11 protein-coding genes are annotated in these 17219 nt (G+C 66.4%); 3 read left to right on the top strand and 8 right to left on the bottom strand.

What is annotated here, in order from left to right; translation table 11 throughout:
- Position 1 precedes the first annotated feature (1 nt).
- Both EWV37_RS02780 and EWV37_RS02775 read left to right on the top strand, forming a co-directional pair.
- Entirely contained in the window at positions 2 to 3154 is a 3153-nt protein-coding gene (locus EWV37_RS02780; RefSeq protein WP_129699689.1) for an FAD-binding and (Fe-S)-binding domain-containing protein, read from the top strand.
- A 58-nt stretch (positions 3155 to 3212) separates the two neighbouring features.
- On the top strand, positions 3213 to 4703 hold the full coding sequence (locus EWV37_RS02775) for an NAD-dependent succinate-semialdehyde dehydrogenase (protein ID WP_129699688.1): 1491 nt from the start codon (positions 3213 to 3215) through the stop codon (positions 4701 to 4703).
- Between the two features lie 115 nt (positions 4704 to 4818).
- Here EWV37_RS02775 and EWV37_RS02770 read toward each other — a convergent pair whose 3' ends face one another.
- Complete coding sequence (locus EWV37_RS02770; protein WP_095797628.1) at positions 4819 to 5481, bottom strand: GntR family transcriptional regulator; 663 nt, start codon at positions 5479 to 5481, stop codon at positions 4819 to 4821.
- A gap of 171 nt (positions 5482 to 5652) precedes the next feature.
- Between EWV37_RS02770 and EWV37_RS02765 the strand changes: the two genes are divergently transcribed.
- Positions 5653 to 7044 (top strand): MFS transporter, encoded by a 1392-nt coding sequence (locus tag EWV37_RS02765; protein ID WP_031272991.1) that lies wholly within the window; start codon positions 5653 to 5655, stop codon positions 7042 to 7044.
- 17 nt (positions 7045 to 7061) lie between these two features.
- Here EWV37_RS02765 and EWV37_RS02760 read toward each other — a convergent pair whose 3' ends face one another.
- From EWV37_RS02760 to gcl, 7 genes are all read right to left on the bottom strand, one after another.
- The gene (locus EWV37_RS02760) at positions 7062 to 8276 is read right to left on the bottom strand and encodes a M20 family metallopeptidase (RefSeq protein ID WP_129699687.1); all 1215 of its coding nucleotides are present in this window, start codon (positions 8274 to 8276) and stop codon (positions 7062 to 7064) included.
- A 114-nt stretch (positions 8277 to 8390) separates the two neighbouring features.
- A complete protein-coding gene (locus EWV37_RS02755) occupies positions 8391 to 9677 on the bottom strand; it encodes an aminotransferase-like domain-containing protein (RefSeq protein WP_129699686.1) in 1287 nt (428 codons plus the stop codon).
- A gap of 4 nt (positions 9678 to 9681) precedes the next feature.
- Positions 9682 to 10947 carry a M24 family metallopeptidase gene (locus EWV37_RS02750; RefSeq protein ID WP_202976172.1) on the bottom strand — a complete coding sequence of 422 codons (1266 nt, stop codon included), beginning with the start codon at positions 10945 to 10947 and terminating at the stop codon, positions 9682 to 9684.
- 385 nt (positions 10948 to 11332) lie between these two features.
- On the bottom strand, positions 11333 to 12163 hold the full coding sequence (locus EWV37_RS02745) for a metal-dependent transcriptional regulator (RefSeq protein ID WP_129699685.1): 831 nt from the start codon (positions 12161 to 12163) through the stop codon (positions 11333 to 11335).
- 226 nt (positions 12164 to 12389) lie between these two features.
- Positions 12390 to 13742, bottom strand: a complete 1353-nt coding sequence (gene allB / locus EWV37_RS02740) for an allantoinase AllB (protein ID WP_129699847.1) — start codon at positions 13740 to 13742, stop codon at positions 12390 to 12392.
- A gap of 429 nt (positions 13743 to 14171) precedes the next feature.
- Positions 14172 to 15326, bottom strand: a complete 1155-nt coding sequence (locus EWV37_RS02735; RefSeq protein WP_129699684.1) for a glycerate kinase — start codon at positions 15324 to 15326, stop codon at positions 14172 to 14174.
- 94 nt (positions 15327 to 15420) lie between these two features.
- Positions 15421 to 17196: a glyoxylate carboligase gene (gcl, locus tag EWV37_RS02730; protein WP_129699683.1), complete on the bottom strand. Its 1776-nt coding sequence runs from the start codon at positions 17194 to 17196 to the stop codon at positions 15421 to 15423.
- Between the last annotated feature and the right edge of the window lie 23 nt (positions 17197 to 17219).

Below are 17219 nucleotides of genomic sequence, written 5' to 3'. Positions count from 1 at the left end.
CATGACGCCCGCAGCAATTCCGGTGGTCACCCGACTTCGCGAAGTGGGAATTGAGGTCGACCCCTCCGAACGCCGCACCTCCGAGTACGCCTACGACGCCTCCAACTACCGTGTGCGACCCCTCGCCGTCGTCTTTCCGCGCACCATGGACGACGTGGTCGCTACCGTGCGCGCCTGCGCGGCAACCCACACTCCCATAGTCAGCCGAGGCGGCGGCACGTCCATGGCGGGCAATGCGGTGGGGCGCGGCGTCGTCGTCGATTTTTCGCGTTACATGGACCGGATCCTGGAGGTGGACCGGGACGCCGGGACCGTCAACGTGGAACCCGGCGTGGTGCTCGCGACCCTGACCAGCGAGGTTGAGGCCGCGACCGGCGGCGAGCTCACGTTTGCCCCAGATCCGTCCTCGAAGAACCGCGCCACGGTGGGCGGGGCGATCGGCAACGACGCGTGCGGCAACCATTCCGTGCGGTACGGGCGGACGAGCGATCACACGGTCGAGATCGACGTGGTCACCTCGGACGGTGCCAGGCTGACCGCCACCGCGACCGACCTGCGCGCCACGGACCCGACCGACCGGGCCTCGATCATGCGTGCCGAGGAACTGAGCCGAGAATTGCGCGCGCTCGCTCAAGAGCACCTGGCCACATTCCGGGTGGAGCTCGGCCAGATCCCGCGCCAGGTCTCCGGGTATCACCTGCAGAACCTGCTCCCGGAAAAGGGATTCAACGTGGCCCGCGCCCTGGTGGGATCCGAGGGCACGTGCGCGCTGGTCGTGGGCGCTCGCATGCGGTTGGTACCCAAACCCGCCAGCGCGCTGCTGGTGTGCCTGGGCTACGACACGGTGGTCGACGCCGCTCGCGACGTGACCACGATCCTCGAGTTCTCGCCCGCCGCGGTCGAGGGGACCGACAAGGCCATCGTCGAAACCATGCGCTGGCGGCGCGGGCCGGACTCCGTCAGAGCGCTGCCGGAGGGCAACGCCTGGTTGTTCGTGGATCTGGACGGCGACACGGAGGAAGCGGTCAAGGCGCAGGCGGATGAACTGCTGGAGCGGCTGAGCGAGAACGGCCGCCTGGTGGAGGGCATCGCGGTTCCCGACCCGGAGGAACGCGCCAACCTGTGGCGGGTCCGCGAGGACGGCGCAGGGCTCTCATCCCGGCTGGCCACGGGCGGGGAATCCTGGCCGGGCTGGGAAGACTCAGCGGTGGCCCCGGAAAAGCTCGCCGATTACCTGGCCGATCTGCGCGAGCTGCTGAGCGACTACGACCTGGACGGCGTGATGTACGGGCACTTCGGGGCTGGGTGCATGCACATTCGCATCACCTTCGACCTGCGCACCGAAGCCGGGCGGGAGGTGTACCGGAACTTCACCCGCGACGCCGCCCATCTGGTGGTCCGGCACGGCGGCTCGCTGTCCGGCGAACACGGCGACGGTCGCGCCCGTTCCGCGCTGCTGCCCATCATGTACTCGCCCGAAGTGCTCGACGCCTTCGCCGCGTTCCGGCGCGCGTGGGATCCCACGGGGCTGCTGAACCCGGGGTCGATCGTGGAACCTGAATCCATTGACGCGCACCTCGCGCTGGAGGGCGTCCCCGATCGGGAATGGCGCACGAGCTTCGACCTGCAACCCGTGGGGGCGGCGGAAACTGCCCGCGAGTCCGGGCAGGCCGCGCAGCCTGATCCCTGGGTGCACGCCGTTCAGGGTTGCATTGGCGTGGGGCGGTGCCGCGCGGACAGCGGCGGCGTGATGTGCCCCAGCTTTCGGGCGACCCACGACGAGAAGGACTCCACACGCGGCCGCGCTCGGGTGCTCCAGGACATGGTGCGCGGTGCCGAGACCGTGTCCGAAGGGTGGAAATCCAACGACGTGCGCGAGGCCCTCGATCTGTGCCTCTCCTGCAAGGCGTGCGCCACGGACTGCCCCGCCGGCGTGGACATGGCCACCTACAAGTCCGAATTCTTCGACCACTACTACGCGCGTCGGATCCGCCCGCGCTCCCACTACTCGCTGGGCTGGCTGCCGCGCTGGCTCGTAATCGCGGGCAGAATCGCGCCGCTCATCAACACGGTCCTGGCCACGCCCCTGGGCAGGGTCGCCGCGTGGCTCGGCGGTCTCACCACGCGCCGCGCGCTGCCGAAATTCGCTTCCGCCGGGCAGTGGCGTACCGAGGTCGACGACGCCGCTCGCACCGGGCGGCGCCGTAAGGTCACCGCCGCCGCTCGAACCCTTCCACGCGGTGGTTCCCGAGGCCTGTCGGCGTCCATGTTCGATGGCGCCGCTTCCGTTCCCACCCCTTCCAGCAGCGCCACGTCGAGCAGTTCCTCGACCGGCGGCGACCCTTCCCACGGCGCCGTGTTGTTCGTGGACACCTTCACTCGCGGTTTCCGACCCGAGGTGGCCGGTGCTGCTGCCCGTGTTCTGGCCGGGGCGGGGGAGACGGTCGAGTGCTCGGCGGATGTGTGCTGCGGCCTCACCTGGATCTCCACGGGACAGTTGGGGACTGCCAAGAAAATGTTGACCAGGGCAGCGTCGGAATTGGATGACGGCACCGACCGCCCCATCGTGGTGATCGAACCCAGCTGTGCCGCGGCACTGCGCAAGGACCTGCCCGAACTCGTGCACACCGAGCAGGCGCAGCGGGTGTCCCGCCGGGTGACGAGTTTTGCCGCCTACGTGACATCACTGGCCGGCGAGGATCGGTTGGCGGAACCGGCGCGGCCGGTGCCGCAGAGCGCCGTCGTACAGACCCACTGCCACGAGTACTCGGTGTTCGGCCCCGCGACCCAACGCAAGGCGCTGGCAGCCGCGGGAGTGGCTGAGGTAAGCGAGGCGAACGGGTGCTGCGGGGTGGCCGGCAACTTCGGTTTCGAGGCCGAACACTACGAGGTCAGCATGAAGGTCGCGGAAACGTCTCTGGCCCCGGCCCTGCGCGCGGCGGCACCGGACACCGCGGTGCTCACGGACGGGTTTTCGTGCGCGATGCAGGTGAACCAGCTGGATCCCAGCGCGCGCGGCACTCACATCGCCGAAATCCTGGACCCCGGATCTCCGACTACTGAAACACCGACTACTGAAACCCCGACCGCTGGACACCGGACCACCGGAACACCAACCGCTGGAAACCGGACCACCGGAACACCAACCACATGAATCTCAGGCATCGGGCTCTAGGCCATCGGGCTCGCCAACGTCGAACGAAGGAACTCTGATGAGCACACACACCACCGAACACCGCACCTCGCAGGCCGCGCTGGATGCGGTGGCCACGGTCAACACGGGAACGTTCATCGATGGGCAGTGGGGCGAGGCTGCCTCCGGAGCCCGCTTCGACGTGCTCAACCCCGCGACCGAAGAGGTCATCGCCACCGTGGCCGACGGCGGACCCGAAGACGCCCAGCGCGCCATCGAGACCGCCGGGCGGGTTCAGAAAGAATGGGCCGCCACTCCACCGCGCGAACGCAGCGAAATCCTGCGCCGCGCGTACGACCTGATCATGGAACGCCAGGACGACCTGGCCCTCATCATGACCACGGAAATGGGCAAACCGCTGGCCGAAGCCAAGGGTGAGGTGGCCTACGCCGCCGAGTTCTTCCGCTGGTTCTCCGAAGAAGCCGTGCGGATCGGCGGCGACCAGACCATGACCGGTGACGGCAAGAACCGCATCATGGTCTCCAAACAACCCGTGGGCCCGTGCGTGCTGGTCACGCCGTGGAACTTCCCCCTGGCCATGGGCACCCGCAAGATCGGACCGGCCATCGCCGCCGGCTGCACCATGGTGTTCAAACCCGCGAACCTCACGCCACTGTCCTCCCTGGCCCTGGTCGACATCCTGATCGAGGCCGGGTTGCCCGCCGGGGTGCTCAACGTGGTGTGCACCAAGAAGGCGTCCTCGGTGGTCGGCCCGTGGATGGCCAGCGGGATCGCTCGCAAGGTCAGCTTCACCGGATCCACGGATGTGGGCGTCCGCCTCTTGGAACAGGCCGCGCAGCACGTCATGCGTTCCTCCATGGAACTGGGCGGCAACGCGCCGTTCATCGTCTTCGAGGACGCGGACCTGGACCGCGCGGTCGACGGCGCTGTGGCCGCCAAAATGCGCAACATGGGCGAGGCCTGCACCGCGGCTAACCGGTTGTTTGTCCATCGCTCGGTCATGGACGAGTTCTCCCGCAAGCTCGCCGAGCGGCTGGGCGGGCTATCGGTGGGCGACGGCGCTCAGGACGGGATCGACGTCGGGCCTCTGGTCGAGGCCAAGGCACTCGACAAGGTCCAGGAACTCGTGGACGACGCCGTGGCCAAGGGTGCCACCGTGGAATGTGGCGGTTCCCGCCCTGATCGCCCCGGGTTCTTCTATAGCCCTACCGTGCTCTCCGGTGTGGATCCGGGATCGCAGTTGATGACCGAGGAGATCTTCGGCCCCGTGGCGCCCGTGATCCCTTTCGACTCGGAGGATGAAGTGGTCGAGATGGCCAACGACACCCCGTGGGGACTCGTGGGCTACCTGTTCACGCAGGACGTGGACCGCAGCTTCCGGGTGAGCGACGCTCTGGAAGTCGGCATGGTCGGACTCAACACGGGCATCGTCTCCAACCCCGCCGCGCCGTTCGGCGGAGTGAAGGCCTCCGGACTCGGTCGCGAAGGTGGCCGCGTGGGGATCGAGGAGTTCCTGGAGTACAAGTACGTGGCCGTGCCGCGCACCTGAGGCTGGTGCGATGCGGTTCCGGGGCACTGGCCCCCGGAACCGTGGCGCGGCGTCGGGCCATGCGTGGATTGGCGGTGCAGCTCCTGTGCCTGGTGAGCGCCTCTAGGGTTGCGAGTTACGCGTCCTCGGTGGTCAGGCGCATCACGGCGTCACGCATGTGATCGAGGAGCAGCAGATCCACGCGGGCCTCATCCGCGGCGCGGATGGTTTCGGTGATCTCCCGGTGCTCGTCCAGGCGAAAACTGTGGGACGCGTACCGGGTTTCGAGCGCGGTCATGCACATGCGCGTTTCCACCATGAGGGTGTCGTGCATTCGAATCAGACGGGGGCTTTCGGACAGCTCCACGAGCAGTTCGTGGAACGCGACGTCCGCCTCGGTCAACGCGGCAGTGTCTCCGCGTTCGATGGCCGCGGACATCTCGTCGACCTTTTCCAGCAGTCGATCCGCACCGGCCTCGGGGTCGCCCGCGATGACCCGCGCGGCGGCCGCGCGCTCCACGGCGTTCCGAGCGAGATAGAGGTCGCGAACGTCGTCGTCGGTGACCTCGATGACGAACACGCCGCGGTTACGCACGCTGAGCAGGAGACCTTCTTGTGTGAGGCGCTGCATGGCTTCGCGCAGTGGGCCGCGGCTCACGCCCAGGGAGCGGCTCAATTCCATTTCATTGAGCTGCTGGCCGGGTGCCAGTTCGCCGTCACCGATGGCTCGTCGCAGTTGCCGGGCGATCAGTGACGGTGTGGTTTCTTGCACCACGGGTCGTAGCAGATTGCCGGGCATGGCGGCCTCCGGTCCGGGGCAAACACAAGGGTTTGCAGGTCAACGTCTTACGTACCGATAAGCCTAGGGGTAGGATTGTCGACAATCAAACGGTTTGGGCGTCTTTTGCGTCACGGCCGTAGAGCGCCGGTGCGCCATCAGGTGCCCGCTGAATTCACCATGGAGGGTTCCATGAATTCGCAACACCAGGCTGATCCGCCGCACGATCCACGCGGCGCCAATACTCCAGACGGAGCCGCCCACCACCCGGAACCGGACGCCCAGACGGTTCGCCGTGCGGTGGCTGCCTCTGCGATCGGTAACGCCACCGAGTGGTTCGACTACGGCGTGTATGCAGTGTCGGTCGTCTACATCACCCAGAACTTCTTCCCGGGTGAAGCCGGCACCCTGCTGGCGCTGAGTACGTTCGCCCTGTCCTTCCTGGTCCGCCCCCTGGGTGGTTTGTTCTGGGGCCCGCTCGGTGACCGGTTGGGCCGCAAGAAGATCCTGGCGCTGACCATCATCCTGATGGCCGGTGCCACGTTCTGTATCGGCATCCTGCCCACTCACGCGACCATCGGCCTGGCGGCCCCCATCCTGTTGGTGCTGCTGCGTGTGATCCAGGGCTTCTCGACCGGCGGTGAGTACGGCGGTGCGGCCACGTTCATGGCCGAGTACGCCCCGGACAAGAAGCGGGGCTTTCTGGGCAGCTTCCTGGAGTTCGGCACCCTGGGTGGCTTCGCCCTTGGTTCGCTGATCGTGCTGATGGGCGAGGTCATCCTCGGCAACGAGGCCATGATGGAGTGGGGCTGGCGCATTCCGTTCCTGCTGGCTGGACCCATGGGTCTGATCGGTCTGTACCTGCGGTCCAAGCTGGCCGACTCGCCCGTGTTCCTTGAGCTGGAAGAGGCTGGCCACTCGGAGGAATCCGCGGGCATGGCCCTCAAGGAACTCATCACCACGTACTGGCAGCCCATGCTGATCATGGCCGGACTGGTCGTGTCGGTGAACGTGGTCAACTACACCCTGCTCAGCTACATGCCCACCTACTTGGAGGGCCAGACGGAGATGTCCGCACAGACGGTGCTGACCATCATGTTCATCGCGCAGTTCGCCATGATGCTCGTGATTCCGTTCGCCGGAACGCTGTCCGACAAATTCGGCCGTAAACCCATGTGGTACTTCTCGCTCATCGGCCTGATCGTGATGTCGATCCCCATGTACATGCTCATGGCCAATGGCTTCTGGTGGGCGCTGCTGGGCTTCGCGGTGCTGGGTCTGCTTTACATCCCGCAGCTGGCCTGCATCTCGGCCACCTTCCCGGCGATGTTCCCCACGCAGGTCCGCTACGCCGGCTTCGCGATCACCTACAACGTGTCCACCGCGATCTTCGGCGGCACCGCACCGCTGGTCAACGAGGCACTGATCGAGTCCACCGGTAACCCGCTGATCCCCGCGTTCTACATGATGGGTGCGTGTGTCATCGGTTTGATCGCCGCCAAGTTCATGAAGGAGACCGTGGGCGCGTCACTGCGCGGTACGGAGATCCCGGAGACGGGCAAGATGCCCGTGGTCAACAGGTAAGCGCTCTCGCGGAGACATCAGCGCGACAGCAATCGCAACGCGGCCAGGGTGTATGCCCTGGCCGCTTGCGTTAACTCGCGAACGCTCACGGACTCATCCACCTGGTGGGCCTGATCGTTGAGTCCGCCCGGGCCCATGACCACCGTGGGTACCCCGTGGTCGCGAGCGATGAATCCGCCGTCGCACGCGGCCGTCCAGCCGCCGATCGACGCCGCCCCGCCCACGTCCGCGACCGCTCCGTGCACGGTGCTGACCAGCACATGATCGCGGTCGGTGCGGAAGCCCGGCATGGACATGGTGATCTCGATGTCCATGGAAATCCCGTCGCCGGTGATTCCGGCCTGGTCCACGGCGGTGCGGAGTTCGGAGACGATCTGCTCCGGGTCCTCACCCGGCATGAGTCGCCGGTCCAACCACACGTGGCACGACGGCGCCACCATGGACGTAGCCCGGCCACCCTCGATCTTGCCCACGTTCCACGTGGGGGATCCCAGTAATGGATCCAGCTCGTGGATGTGTTTCTCGTGGTCCTGCTTGATCAGCGTGAGGAGGGCCGCGGCGGCGTCGATCGCGTTGCGTCCATCGGCGGGACGCCCCGAATGGGCGGGGACGCCGGTGATCTCGACCTCGAGGTAGGAATCCCCGCGGCACGCAATCACGGTCTGCAGATCGGTCGGTTCGGCCACGATGCAGCCGCGGAATTCACGGCCCAGCCCGCGTGCGGTGAGGTGGCGAATTCCGAGGCCCAGATCCTCCTCATCCACGGTGGAGGACAACCGCACAGGCCCGGAGAGTTCCGTACCCGAACGGCGCAGCGCGTCCATCGCGACGAGTACTGCAGCCAGCCCGCCCTTCATGTCCGTGGCGCCGCGGCCGTACAGCCGATCGTCCTCGACCTCCGCGTTGTAGGGCTGCCGCGTCCACCCGGGCCCGGCGGGCACCACATCGGAGTGGCCCAAGAACAACAGACCGGGTTCGTCCGCCACGGGGCCTCCCACGGGCAGGTCCACGTCCACATTGGGTCGCCCAGGGGCAACGACGTCGCTGCTGGCCAGTAACCCTCGCTCCTCGGCTGCGCGTTCCAAGGCTTGGGCGGTTGGTTCCTCGCTGCCCCCGGGATTCTCACCGGCGGTGTTCACCAGGGTGCACGTGAGCGCGACCAGTTCATCGGGGTCGATGAGATCGAGCACGGCCCGTTCCTCCGGGGTGCACTGAACATCGTCACTGGTCATGAGGATCTCCGTTCATATGTGGTGCCTGTTCAGGACCGCCACGTCGACTCCTGATTCCGTGCGCGCTCGGCCCCGGTCACGGCGGCGGTTTGCCTGTGAGCGGTTCGGGCAGGTTTACCCGTCGACCTCTTGGCGGGCGATGTCGAGGGCACGAGCGAGTCGTTGCAAGCCTTCTTCCGTGCGTTCCGGGGTGCTCGAGGCGAAGCACAAGCGGAACGCGTCCTCGAACTGCCCCGAAGGCGACAGGGCCGGACCGGGAATGAAGGCAACGCCCTCAGCCAACGCGATCTCGAACAAGCGCGAGGAGGACACCCGAGCGTCGTCGCCCTGGAGGGTGACCCACAGGAAGAAGCCGCCGTCGGGATCGGTGGTGCGCACACGATCGCCCAGGTGCCTGGCGATGGATGCGTCCATGGCTTCCTTGCGCCGCTTGTACTCGGTGCGCAGTCCGGCCAGGTGCTCGCCGTAGCCGCCGCGCGCGATGTAGGCGTTGATGATGTGCTGGGCCGGGACATTGGCGCACGTGTCCATGGCCTGCTTGCCGGCGATCAGCAAATTGCGCAGGCGGGGATCCGCGTTGATCCAGCCCACGCGCAGGCCCGGGGCCAGGATCTTGGAGAAGGTCCGCACCGAGAAGACCAGGGGGTCATCCGGGCTGATCTCTCGGAAGCCGGGAACGGGATCGCCGGAGAAGCGCAGGGCGCCGTACGGATCGTCGTCGAGGATCATGGCGCCCCATTGGTGCGCGAGGTTCAGCAAGCGGCGTCGGCGATCCTCGCTCAGGGTGGTGCCGGACGGGTTCTGGAAGTTGGGGATCGTGTAGATCATGCGGGGCGTGCGGCCGGTCTCCGCGACCAGAGTCTCGAGAGCGTCGATGTCCATGCCGTTGTCGTCCACGGGGACTTCCAGGACGTCCGCGCCGTAGCTCAGAGCGGTGCCGGAGCCGTTGGTGTAGGTGGGGCTCTCCACGACCACCAGGTCACCGGGATCCGTGAACAGTTTGAACGCCAGGTCCAGTCCCTGCATGCCACCGGAGGTGATCACAATGCGTTCGGGGTCGGTGGACCCACTCGAGAACTGCTCGGTGACCGTGGTGATCAGATCCGGTTCTCCCTCGGTGGCACCGTAGGTGAAGCTCGCGTCCGTGAGTACCTCGCCAGCGATCTGCCGGAACTCTTCCGTGGGAATCACTTCCGCGGCGGGCGCGCCCATCGCAAAGCGCACGATGTCGTGGGTCTGGGCCGCCAGCAGGGAGGTGGAGGAGTCGATGACCGACCCCACGAGTCCGTCGGCGCGGGAGGACAGGGGGAACAGGCCCTCGGACGCCGGACCCGAGATGCCCGCGGTGGGATTGGGGTCCAAGGAACGGACGGTGGTGACGTGTGGCGTGGTGTTGGTCATGAGCTCACTTCCTGATGATCTGGCGGGGGAAGGATGTGAACGTTTCCACCCCCGTGCTGGTCACTCGGATGGTCTCCGAAACTTCGTAGCCGTACCCCGTCATCCACATGCCGCAGATGAGGTGGAAGGTCATGTTTTCTTCGAGGATGGTCTCGTCCTCGGAGCGAATGCTGATGGTCCGTTCGCCCCAGTCGGGCGGGTAACCGATGCCCACGGAGTAGCCCAGACGACTGTGTTTCTCGAGCCCGTAGGCGGCCAGTTTCCAGTTCCAGGCACTGGCCAGTTCGCGGACGGGCACCCCCGGGGCGATCGCGTCCAAGACGGCCTGCAAACCTGCGGCCACTGCTTCTTCCAGCCGGAGCATCTCCGCACTGGGTTCGCCCAGGGTCACGGTGCGGGCCAGGGGTACGTGGTAGCGCCGATGGACGCCGCTCAACTCGACCACCACGGCGTCGCCGGATTTCAAGATCCTGTCCGACCACGTCAAGTGAGGTGTGTCTGCGGAGGCGCCGGTGGGCATCATGGGGACGATCGCCGGGAAGTCACCCCAGGCGTCGTCGTCGCCCTCAGCCTGCGCCGCGGCGATCCGGGCGGCCACTTTGTTCTGGGGGACACCGGGTTCGATGGCATCGATCGCCGCTTGCATGGCCGCGGTGGTTACCCTCGCTGCGAGACGCATGTAGTAAATCTCGGCCTCCGACTTCACGGAGCGCACCCAGTTGACCAGTTCGAAGCAGTCGACCAGGAGCCATTCGGGGAGGGCGTTGATCAAGGAGCGATAGCCCTTGGGCGAGAAGAAGTGCGCATCCATTTCCAATCCCACGCACCCGTGGGCGGCCGGGGCGACCTGACCGCGCCGTCGTAGGGCGAAGGCCACCCAGTCGAAGGGGTGCAGGTGCGGGCGCTGAACGTAGCGTTCCGGGTAGCCGATGATTTGATGCGGAGGCAGCCACGAAGTGCGGAAGGCTCCCTGGGCATCCATTTCGCGCAGGAACAGCAGGATGTCTCCCTCGGCGGGGATGAACAGCATCTGCGGAACGTAGAACGACCACGCGTCGTAGCCGGTCAGGTAGAAGAGATTGGCCGGATCCGTCACGATCAGCGCGGACAACCCCTGCTGAGCCATCTTCTCGCGGACGCATCTCAACCGTTGCTCGTACTCCAGGGCCGTGAAAAGCGGCGAGCGGACATCCGCAGGGTCGGGCACGGCCTCCGTTGCGGGGGCCGGATCGGGGGAGGGATGACCCTCAGACACGTCCCATGTGCTCATGGTTCATGATTGAAGGAAATCCGCCTATTGTCAACAATCAAGCGATCTGTGCGAAAGGCGGGGTGGTCACGCGATCAATAGCGTGCGTGAGACATTGACGCGCAGTTGGGGTGTTGCGGGTCATGGCACATCGGACCGGATGAGGCGGGGCAGGATGGCCGGCCGGGGAGCCTCATGTGAGGGAAAAGCAGGAGCGAAGTCTCAGGGGAGGGAAATGCAGATAGCGGGCACCTTTTCTGCATCTTCATCACATGAGGCCGCGGTGCTGCAGGTTCCTCACATCAGACTGGATAGGCCGCGCCAACAGGCTGCGCCGCGGACACATGACGGGAGACCGGGCGGTTGGACAAGCTTGAGCGTGTGCCGGTCCCTGCACCTATGTCGGTTAGGACACCAGGATCGACGCCGCCAGCTCCCCGGGGATCTCCACGGTTTCGGTGCGGTCGGACCGGCGCAGTGTCACGGGGCCGGGGTGAGCCGAGTGGGCATCCGTGTCAGCCTGAGCTGAGCCGGCGACCACTACGGTGGCACCCGGCATGAGCCCGGCATCGTAGAGGGAGCGCAGCAACTCCGCGTGGGTCTGAACAGACTCCGAGATCAGCTCCAAGGTGTATTCGCGCTCGCCGTCGGAGTGGGGCACACCAGCTTCGGCAGCATCCGCGCCATTTCCAGCACCCGTGCCAGCGCCACCGGGCCGAACCGAATCAGCACCAGCAGCATCCGCCTCGGCACCACCAGAAGCAGCACTCGTCTGCGCCACCGCATCCAACAGCGAGACACCCTCGGGGTTCTGCGTGAACGCCCCGTGGATCGGGGTGCCATAGGGGGAAGTGGTCGGCGAGGACAGCAGCTTCTCGAGCAGAACTTCCACCCGGTCGCTCATGACGTGCTCCCAGCGGCAGGCTTCTTCGTGCACGTAGGGCAGCTCCAGCCCGATGACGTCCGCCAACAAGCGCTCGGCCAGGCGGTGCTTGCGCATCACGGAGGTGGCCTGCGCGCGGCCCTCGGCGGTCAGGGACACGGTGCGGGTACGGATGTCTCCTTCGGAGAGGGTCATGAGCCCCTTACGGCACAGCCGCTGCACGGTTTCGGACACGGTGGGGCCGGTGTGCCCCAGTCGCTCCACAATGCGGGCGCGCAGGGCCGGGATGCCCTCTTCCTCAAGCTCCAGCACGGTGCGCAGGTACATCTCGGTGGTATCGATCAAATCTGTCATGGTGCGCTCCTAGCTGCGGAACCGTTCCTTCCCCGTGGTTGAACCTGCCAGACGGGCCAACGCGGACGGGCAAACCCAGACACGTCACCTCCGGCGGGTCGACCGGGCAAACCATACGTGAAAAATATCAATAGCGTGCCCGGGTTTCACAGTATCCACCGTGAAACCCGGGCAAGCCACTCATGGGCCACTAATAGGCCGCTAACCAGCCGCTACCGCGTGAGAATCACACCAGACCGCGATTGAGCAGACGGCCCGAGGGCTTCTTGTAATCGACTTCTTTGCCGCCCACAAAGGTCTTGCGGACCTTACCGGAGAGCACCTTGCCCTGGTACGGGGTGATGGGGTTCTTGTGGTTGAGGGACTTGGCGTCCACCACAAAGCTCTCGTCCTGCGCGAAGACGGCCATATCGGCGTCGTAGCCCAGGGACAGGCGACCCTTGGAACGCAGGCCCACGCGCTCGGCCGGGCGAGTGGACATCCACTGGAGGACCCTGTCCAGGCCCACGCCGCGGCGTCGGGCTTCGGTCCAGATCAGCGACAGACCCAGCTGCAGGGACGAGACGCCGCCCCACGCCACGCCGAAGTCGCCGTTACCCAGATCCTTGAGGTCCAGGGTCGAGGGCGAGTGGTCCGAGACGATGAAGTCGATGGTGCCGTCCAGCAGACCCTCCCACAACTTCTCGCGGTTGGAGACCTCGCGCACCGGCGGGCAGCACTTGAACGCGGTGGCACCGTTGGGGATCTCCTCGGAGAGCAGGGTCAGGTAGTGCGGGCAGGTCTCCACGGTGATGTCCAGACCGTCGCGCTTGGCGGAGGCGATCATGGGCAGCGCGTCGGAAGAGGACAGGTGCAGGATGTGCGAGCGCGCCTCGGTCCAGCGGGTGCGCTCGATGACCTCGGCGATGGCGATGTTCTCGGCACCGCGCGGGCGGGACTTGAGGAAGTGCTCGTACACGTCACCGTTGGGCTGCGGGGCCTTGTCGATGGTGCGCGAATCCTCAGCGTGCACGATCAGCAACGAGTCGAAGGTCTTGACCTCGGCCAGCGCCTCCTCCATCTCGTCCGCTTCCAGGTGCGGGAACTCGTCCACACCGGAGTGGAGCAGGAAGCACTTGAAACCGAACACGCCGTCGTCGTGCAGCGGACGCAGGTCCTCCTTGTTACCGGGGATCGCACCGCCCCAGAAGCCGATGTCCACGAACGCGTTCTGCTGCGCGAACAGGCGCTTGTACTCGAGCGCGGCCACGTTCACGGTGGCGGGCACGGAGTTCAGGGGCATGTCCACGATGGTGGTCACGCCGCCGGCTGCCGCGGCGCGAGTGGCGGAGCCGAAGCCCTCCCACTCGGTACGGCCGGGCTCGTTGACGTGCACGTGAGTGTCCACGAGGCCGGGAATGAGGGTCTCGTCGTCGGCGAGTTCCACGACCTTGGTGCCCTCGAGGTTCGCACCGAGCGGTTCGATCGCCACGATCTTGCCGTCCTTGACGCCGATCTCACGCGGGGAGAAATGATCGCCGCACGAAACCTGCTTACCACGCACCACCAGGTCGAACTTGCCGGCGTGCTGGCCGGTGATGCGGGCCTCGGTGGGCTCGTCCGAATCCTTGAGCTTGTTCTCCGACTTGTACGCGCGGATCAGTTCGCGCACGCGTTCGGCACTGTTGACCTCGTTGGCGAGCTTGATCTGCTCGGCACGCGCGGACTCGACCTCTTCGCGACGCTCCTCGGTCACGGCCAGCTGCGAGTTCTCCTGGGCCACGTCCTGCGGGGATTCGCGGACCTCGGGGTTCGACGCCGCCTCGGCCACCTTGGCCTTGACGCTCTCCGTGGCGCGCTCCTCGTTGACCTGCGGGTCCGTGGTGCGCTGGTTCTTGTCCTCAGCGGGGTGGTTGTTCTTGGCGTTGCCGGTGTTCTTACCGGAGTCTTTGTTGCCCTGTTGAGGGGTTGCGTTCATGACGGGGAGTTCCTTTCGGAGGGGTGCGGGAGCGGTGACGGCGCGGGCCGTTCAGCCGTTCAAGGTCGAGGCTAGTTCTGAAGCTACCGTGTGTCCCACCTCACGGAGTAACCGGGGTGCTTCACGCATGGATGTCTGGGCGTCCGGGGCAAGGTCGGACAGCGCGTGGGTGGCGCGGAAACCGGTGGCTTCCAGGGTCTCGCGGTCCAGGGTGGTGCGGCCGCACACGGCGACCACGGGCACGTCGTGGGCCTGGCCAACTTTGAGCACACCCACCGGGGTCTTGCCGCCCAGGCTCTGCTCGTCCAGGCTGCCTTCGCCGGTGATCAGCAGGTCAGCGCCGGTCACGGCGTCGTCCAGGTTGACCAGATCGAGGACGACGTCGATCCCAGGCCTTCGCGTCGCATCCAAGACGGCCAGCGCGGCGTAGCCCACCCCGCCGGCGGCTCCGGCGCCCGGGGCTTCCGCGGCGTCGCGCGCCGAGTCTCCCAAGGTCTCGGCGAGGACATCGCGGAAGGTGGCCAGGGCGGCGTCGAGCTCGGACACGTCCTGCTCGGAGGCGCCCTTCTGGGGCCCGAAGACCGCGGCGGCACCGCGCTCGCCGGTGAGCGGGTTGTCCACGTCCGCGGCCAGGATGAACTGTGCGGAGGAAATACCGGGGTGCAGGCCGGACACGTCCACGGAGGCCAACTGCGCGAGTGCGGCGCCGCCGTCGGGAATCTCGTTACCCTGCTCGTCGAGCAGGCGGGTGCCCAGGCCGGCGAGCATGCCCGCGCCGCCGTCCGTGTTGGCGCTGCCGCCCACGCCCAGAATGATCTGGGTGCAGCCGGCGTCCAGAGCGGCGGCGATGAGTTCGCCCGTGCCGCGACTGGTGGCCTCGCGAGCGGCGAGGACCGATTCCCCGTTCTCGTCATGGGGGAGTGCGGCCAGCCCGGAGGCCAGGGACATCTCGACCACGGCGGTGTCGTCGAGACGAGCCCAGGCCGCGGCCACGGGTTCGCCGACGGGTCCGGTGACCGTGAGGTCGTGGCGCGTGTAGCCGGCGGTGACCGCGGCATCCAGCGTGCCCTCACCGCCGTCGGCCACGGGCAGAACGGTGACCTGGGCATCCGGCTGGGCCTCGCGGATCCCGGCAGCGATGTGCTCGGCCGCCTCCTCGGCGCTCACCGAGCCCTTGAACTTATCTGGTGCCACCACAATGCGCACGAGAACCTCCCGAAAATCTTTAGCTGAACCGCGGGCCGCGCACGGATTCCGTGAGCGGCCCGCGAGGTATCGGACAGAGTAGAACAGTCCGTGATCAGTCGAGCAGGGCGATGGCGGTGGGGGCGTCCACACCGCGTGCCGCCAGCTCCTCGAACTCCACCACGTTGTCCAACTCGGTGCCCATGGAGATGTTGGTGACCTTCTCCAGGATGACTTCCACCACCACGGGAACCTGGTGCTCCTGAGCCAACGAATTGGCCTCGGAGAACGCGTCCTGCAGCTTGTCCGGATCGGTCACGCGCACGGCCTTGCAACCCAGTCCCTCGACCACCTTGAGGTGATCCACACCGTATCCCTGGGTCTCCGGGGAGTTGATGTTGTCGAAGGCCAGCGACACGTTCTGTTCCATCTTGAACCCGCGCTGGGACTGACGGATCAGGCCCAGGTAGGAGTTGTTCACGACCACGTGGATGTAGGGCAGGTTGAACTGCGCGCCCACGGCCAACTCCTCGATCATGAACTGGAAGTCGTAGTCACCGGACAGCGCCACCACGGTCTCACCGGGCTTACCGCGCACCACACCCAGGGCGGCCGGACCGGTCCAACCCAGCGGGCCGGCCTGACCGGCGTTGATCCACTTGCGCGGACCGTACACGTGCAGGAACTGGCCACCGGCGATCTGCGACAGGCCGATCGTGGACACGTAGGTGACGTCCTGGCCGAAGGCCGAGTTCATCTCCTCGTACACACGCTGCGGCTTGATGGGCACCTCGGTGAAGTGCGTCTTGCGCTGCAGCTGGCCCTTGCGCTGGATGCATTCCTTGGCCCACACACCGAAGTCGGGGACGGAGAACTTTTCCTTACGCTCCTTGGCCACCTCGAGGAGGACGGTCAGAGCGGCGTCGGCGTCGGAGACGATGCCCAGGTCCGGCGAGAACACGCGACCGATCTGGGTGGGCTCGATGTCGATGTGCACGAACGTGCGGCCCTCGGTGTACTTGTCGATGGAACCGGTGTGGCGGTTGGCCCAGCGGTTACCGATACCCAGGACGAAGTCCGAGGCCAGGAACGACTCGTTGCCGTATCGGTGCGAGGTCTGCAGACCCACCATGCCGGCCATCAAGGGGTGATCGTCCGGAATGGCACCCCAACCCATCAGGGTGGGGATCACGGGAACGTCGAGCACCTCGGCCAGCTCGACCAGCTTCTCGGACGCGTTGGCGTTGATGACACCGCCGCCGGCAACGATCACCGGGTGCTCCGAAGCGAACAGCATGTCCAGGGCACGCTCGGCCTGGGCGCGGGTTGCCGCGGGCTTGGCCACGGGCAGGGGCTCGTAAAGATCGATGTCGAACTCGATCTCGGCCAACTGCACGTCCAAGGGCAGATCGATCAGCACCGGACCGGGGCGGCCCGTGCGCATCTCGTGGAACGCGCGCTGGAAGGTGCCCGGGATCTGACCCGGCTCCAGCACGGTCACGGCCATCTTGGTCACCGGCTTGGCGATCGAAGCGATGTCCACGGCCTGGAAATCTTCCTTGTGCAACTTGGCCACCGGAGCCTGGCCGGTGATGCACAGGATCGGCACTGAGTCAGCGATCGCGGCGTAGAGGCCGGTGATCATGTCGGTGCCCGCGGGGCCCGAGGTGCCCACGCAGATGCCGATGTTGCCGGGAGCGGCACGGGTGTAACCGTCGGCCATGTGCGAGGCACCCTCGACGTGGCGGGCCAGCGTGTGGCGGATCCCGCCGTCGTTACGCATGGCTGAGTAGAACGGATTGATAGCCGCACCGGGCAAACCGAACGCCTCGGTTGCGCCTTCCTTCTTCAGGATGGCGACAATGGCGTCCACCGTACGCATCTTGGTCATGATGTTCTCCTTGAAATCTTGTG

This window comes from Kocuria carniphila (assembly GCF_004136555.1).
GTDB lineage: Bacteria > Actinomycetota > Actinomycetes > Actinomycetales > Micrococcaceae > Kocuria > Kocuria carniphila.
Note: the sequence above shows the minus strand (reverse complement) of the source record. Positions and strands in the feature narration are given on the sequence as shown.

Bases quoted from the DNA above. Each gene is read 5' to 3' on its own strand.
- EWV37_RS02765 (WP_031272991.1), top strand. From the start codon at position 5,653: ATGAATTCGCAACACCAGGCTGATCCGCCGCACGATCCACGCGGCGCC.
- EWV37_RS02755 (WP_129699686.1), bottom strand. From the start codon at position 9,677: ATGACCAACACCACGCCACACGTCACCACCGTCCGTTCCTTGGACCCC.
- EWV37_RS02750 (WP_202976172.1), bottom strand. From the start codon at position 10,947: ATGAGCACATGGGACGTGTCTGAGGGTCATCCCTCCCCCGATCCGGCC.
- EWV37_RS02745 (WP_129699685.1), bottom strand. From the start codon at position 12,163: ATGACAGATTTGATCGATACCACCGAGATGTACCTGCGCACCGTGCTG.
- EWV37_RS02775 (WP_129699688.1), top strand. From the start codon at position 3,213: ATGAGCACACACACCACCGAACACCGCACCTCGCAGGCCGCGCTGGAT.
- EWV37_RS02760 (WP_129699687.1), bottom strand. From the start codon at position 8,276: ATGACCAGTGACGATGTTCAGTGCACCCCGGAGGAACGGGCCGTGCTC.
- EWV37_RS02770 (WP_095797628.1), bottom strand. From the start codon at position 5,481: ATGCCCGGCAATCTGCTACGACCCGTGGTGCAAGAAACCACACCGTCA.
- EWV37_RS02780 (WP_129699689.1), top strand. From the start codon at position 2: ATGACGCCCGCAGCAATTCCGGTGGTCACCCGACTTCGCGAAGTGGGA.
- gcl (WP_129699683.1), bottom strand. From the start codon at position 17,196: ATGACCAAGATGCGTACGGTGGACGCCATTGTCGCCATCCTGAAGAAG.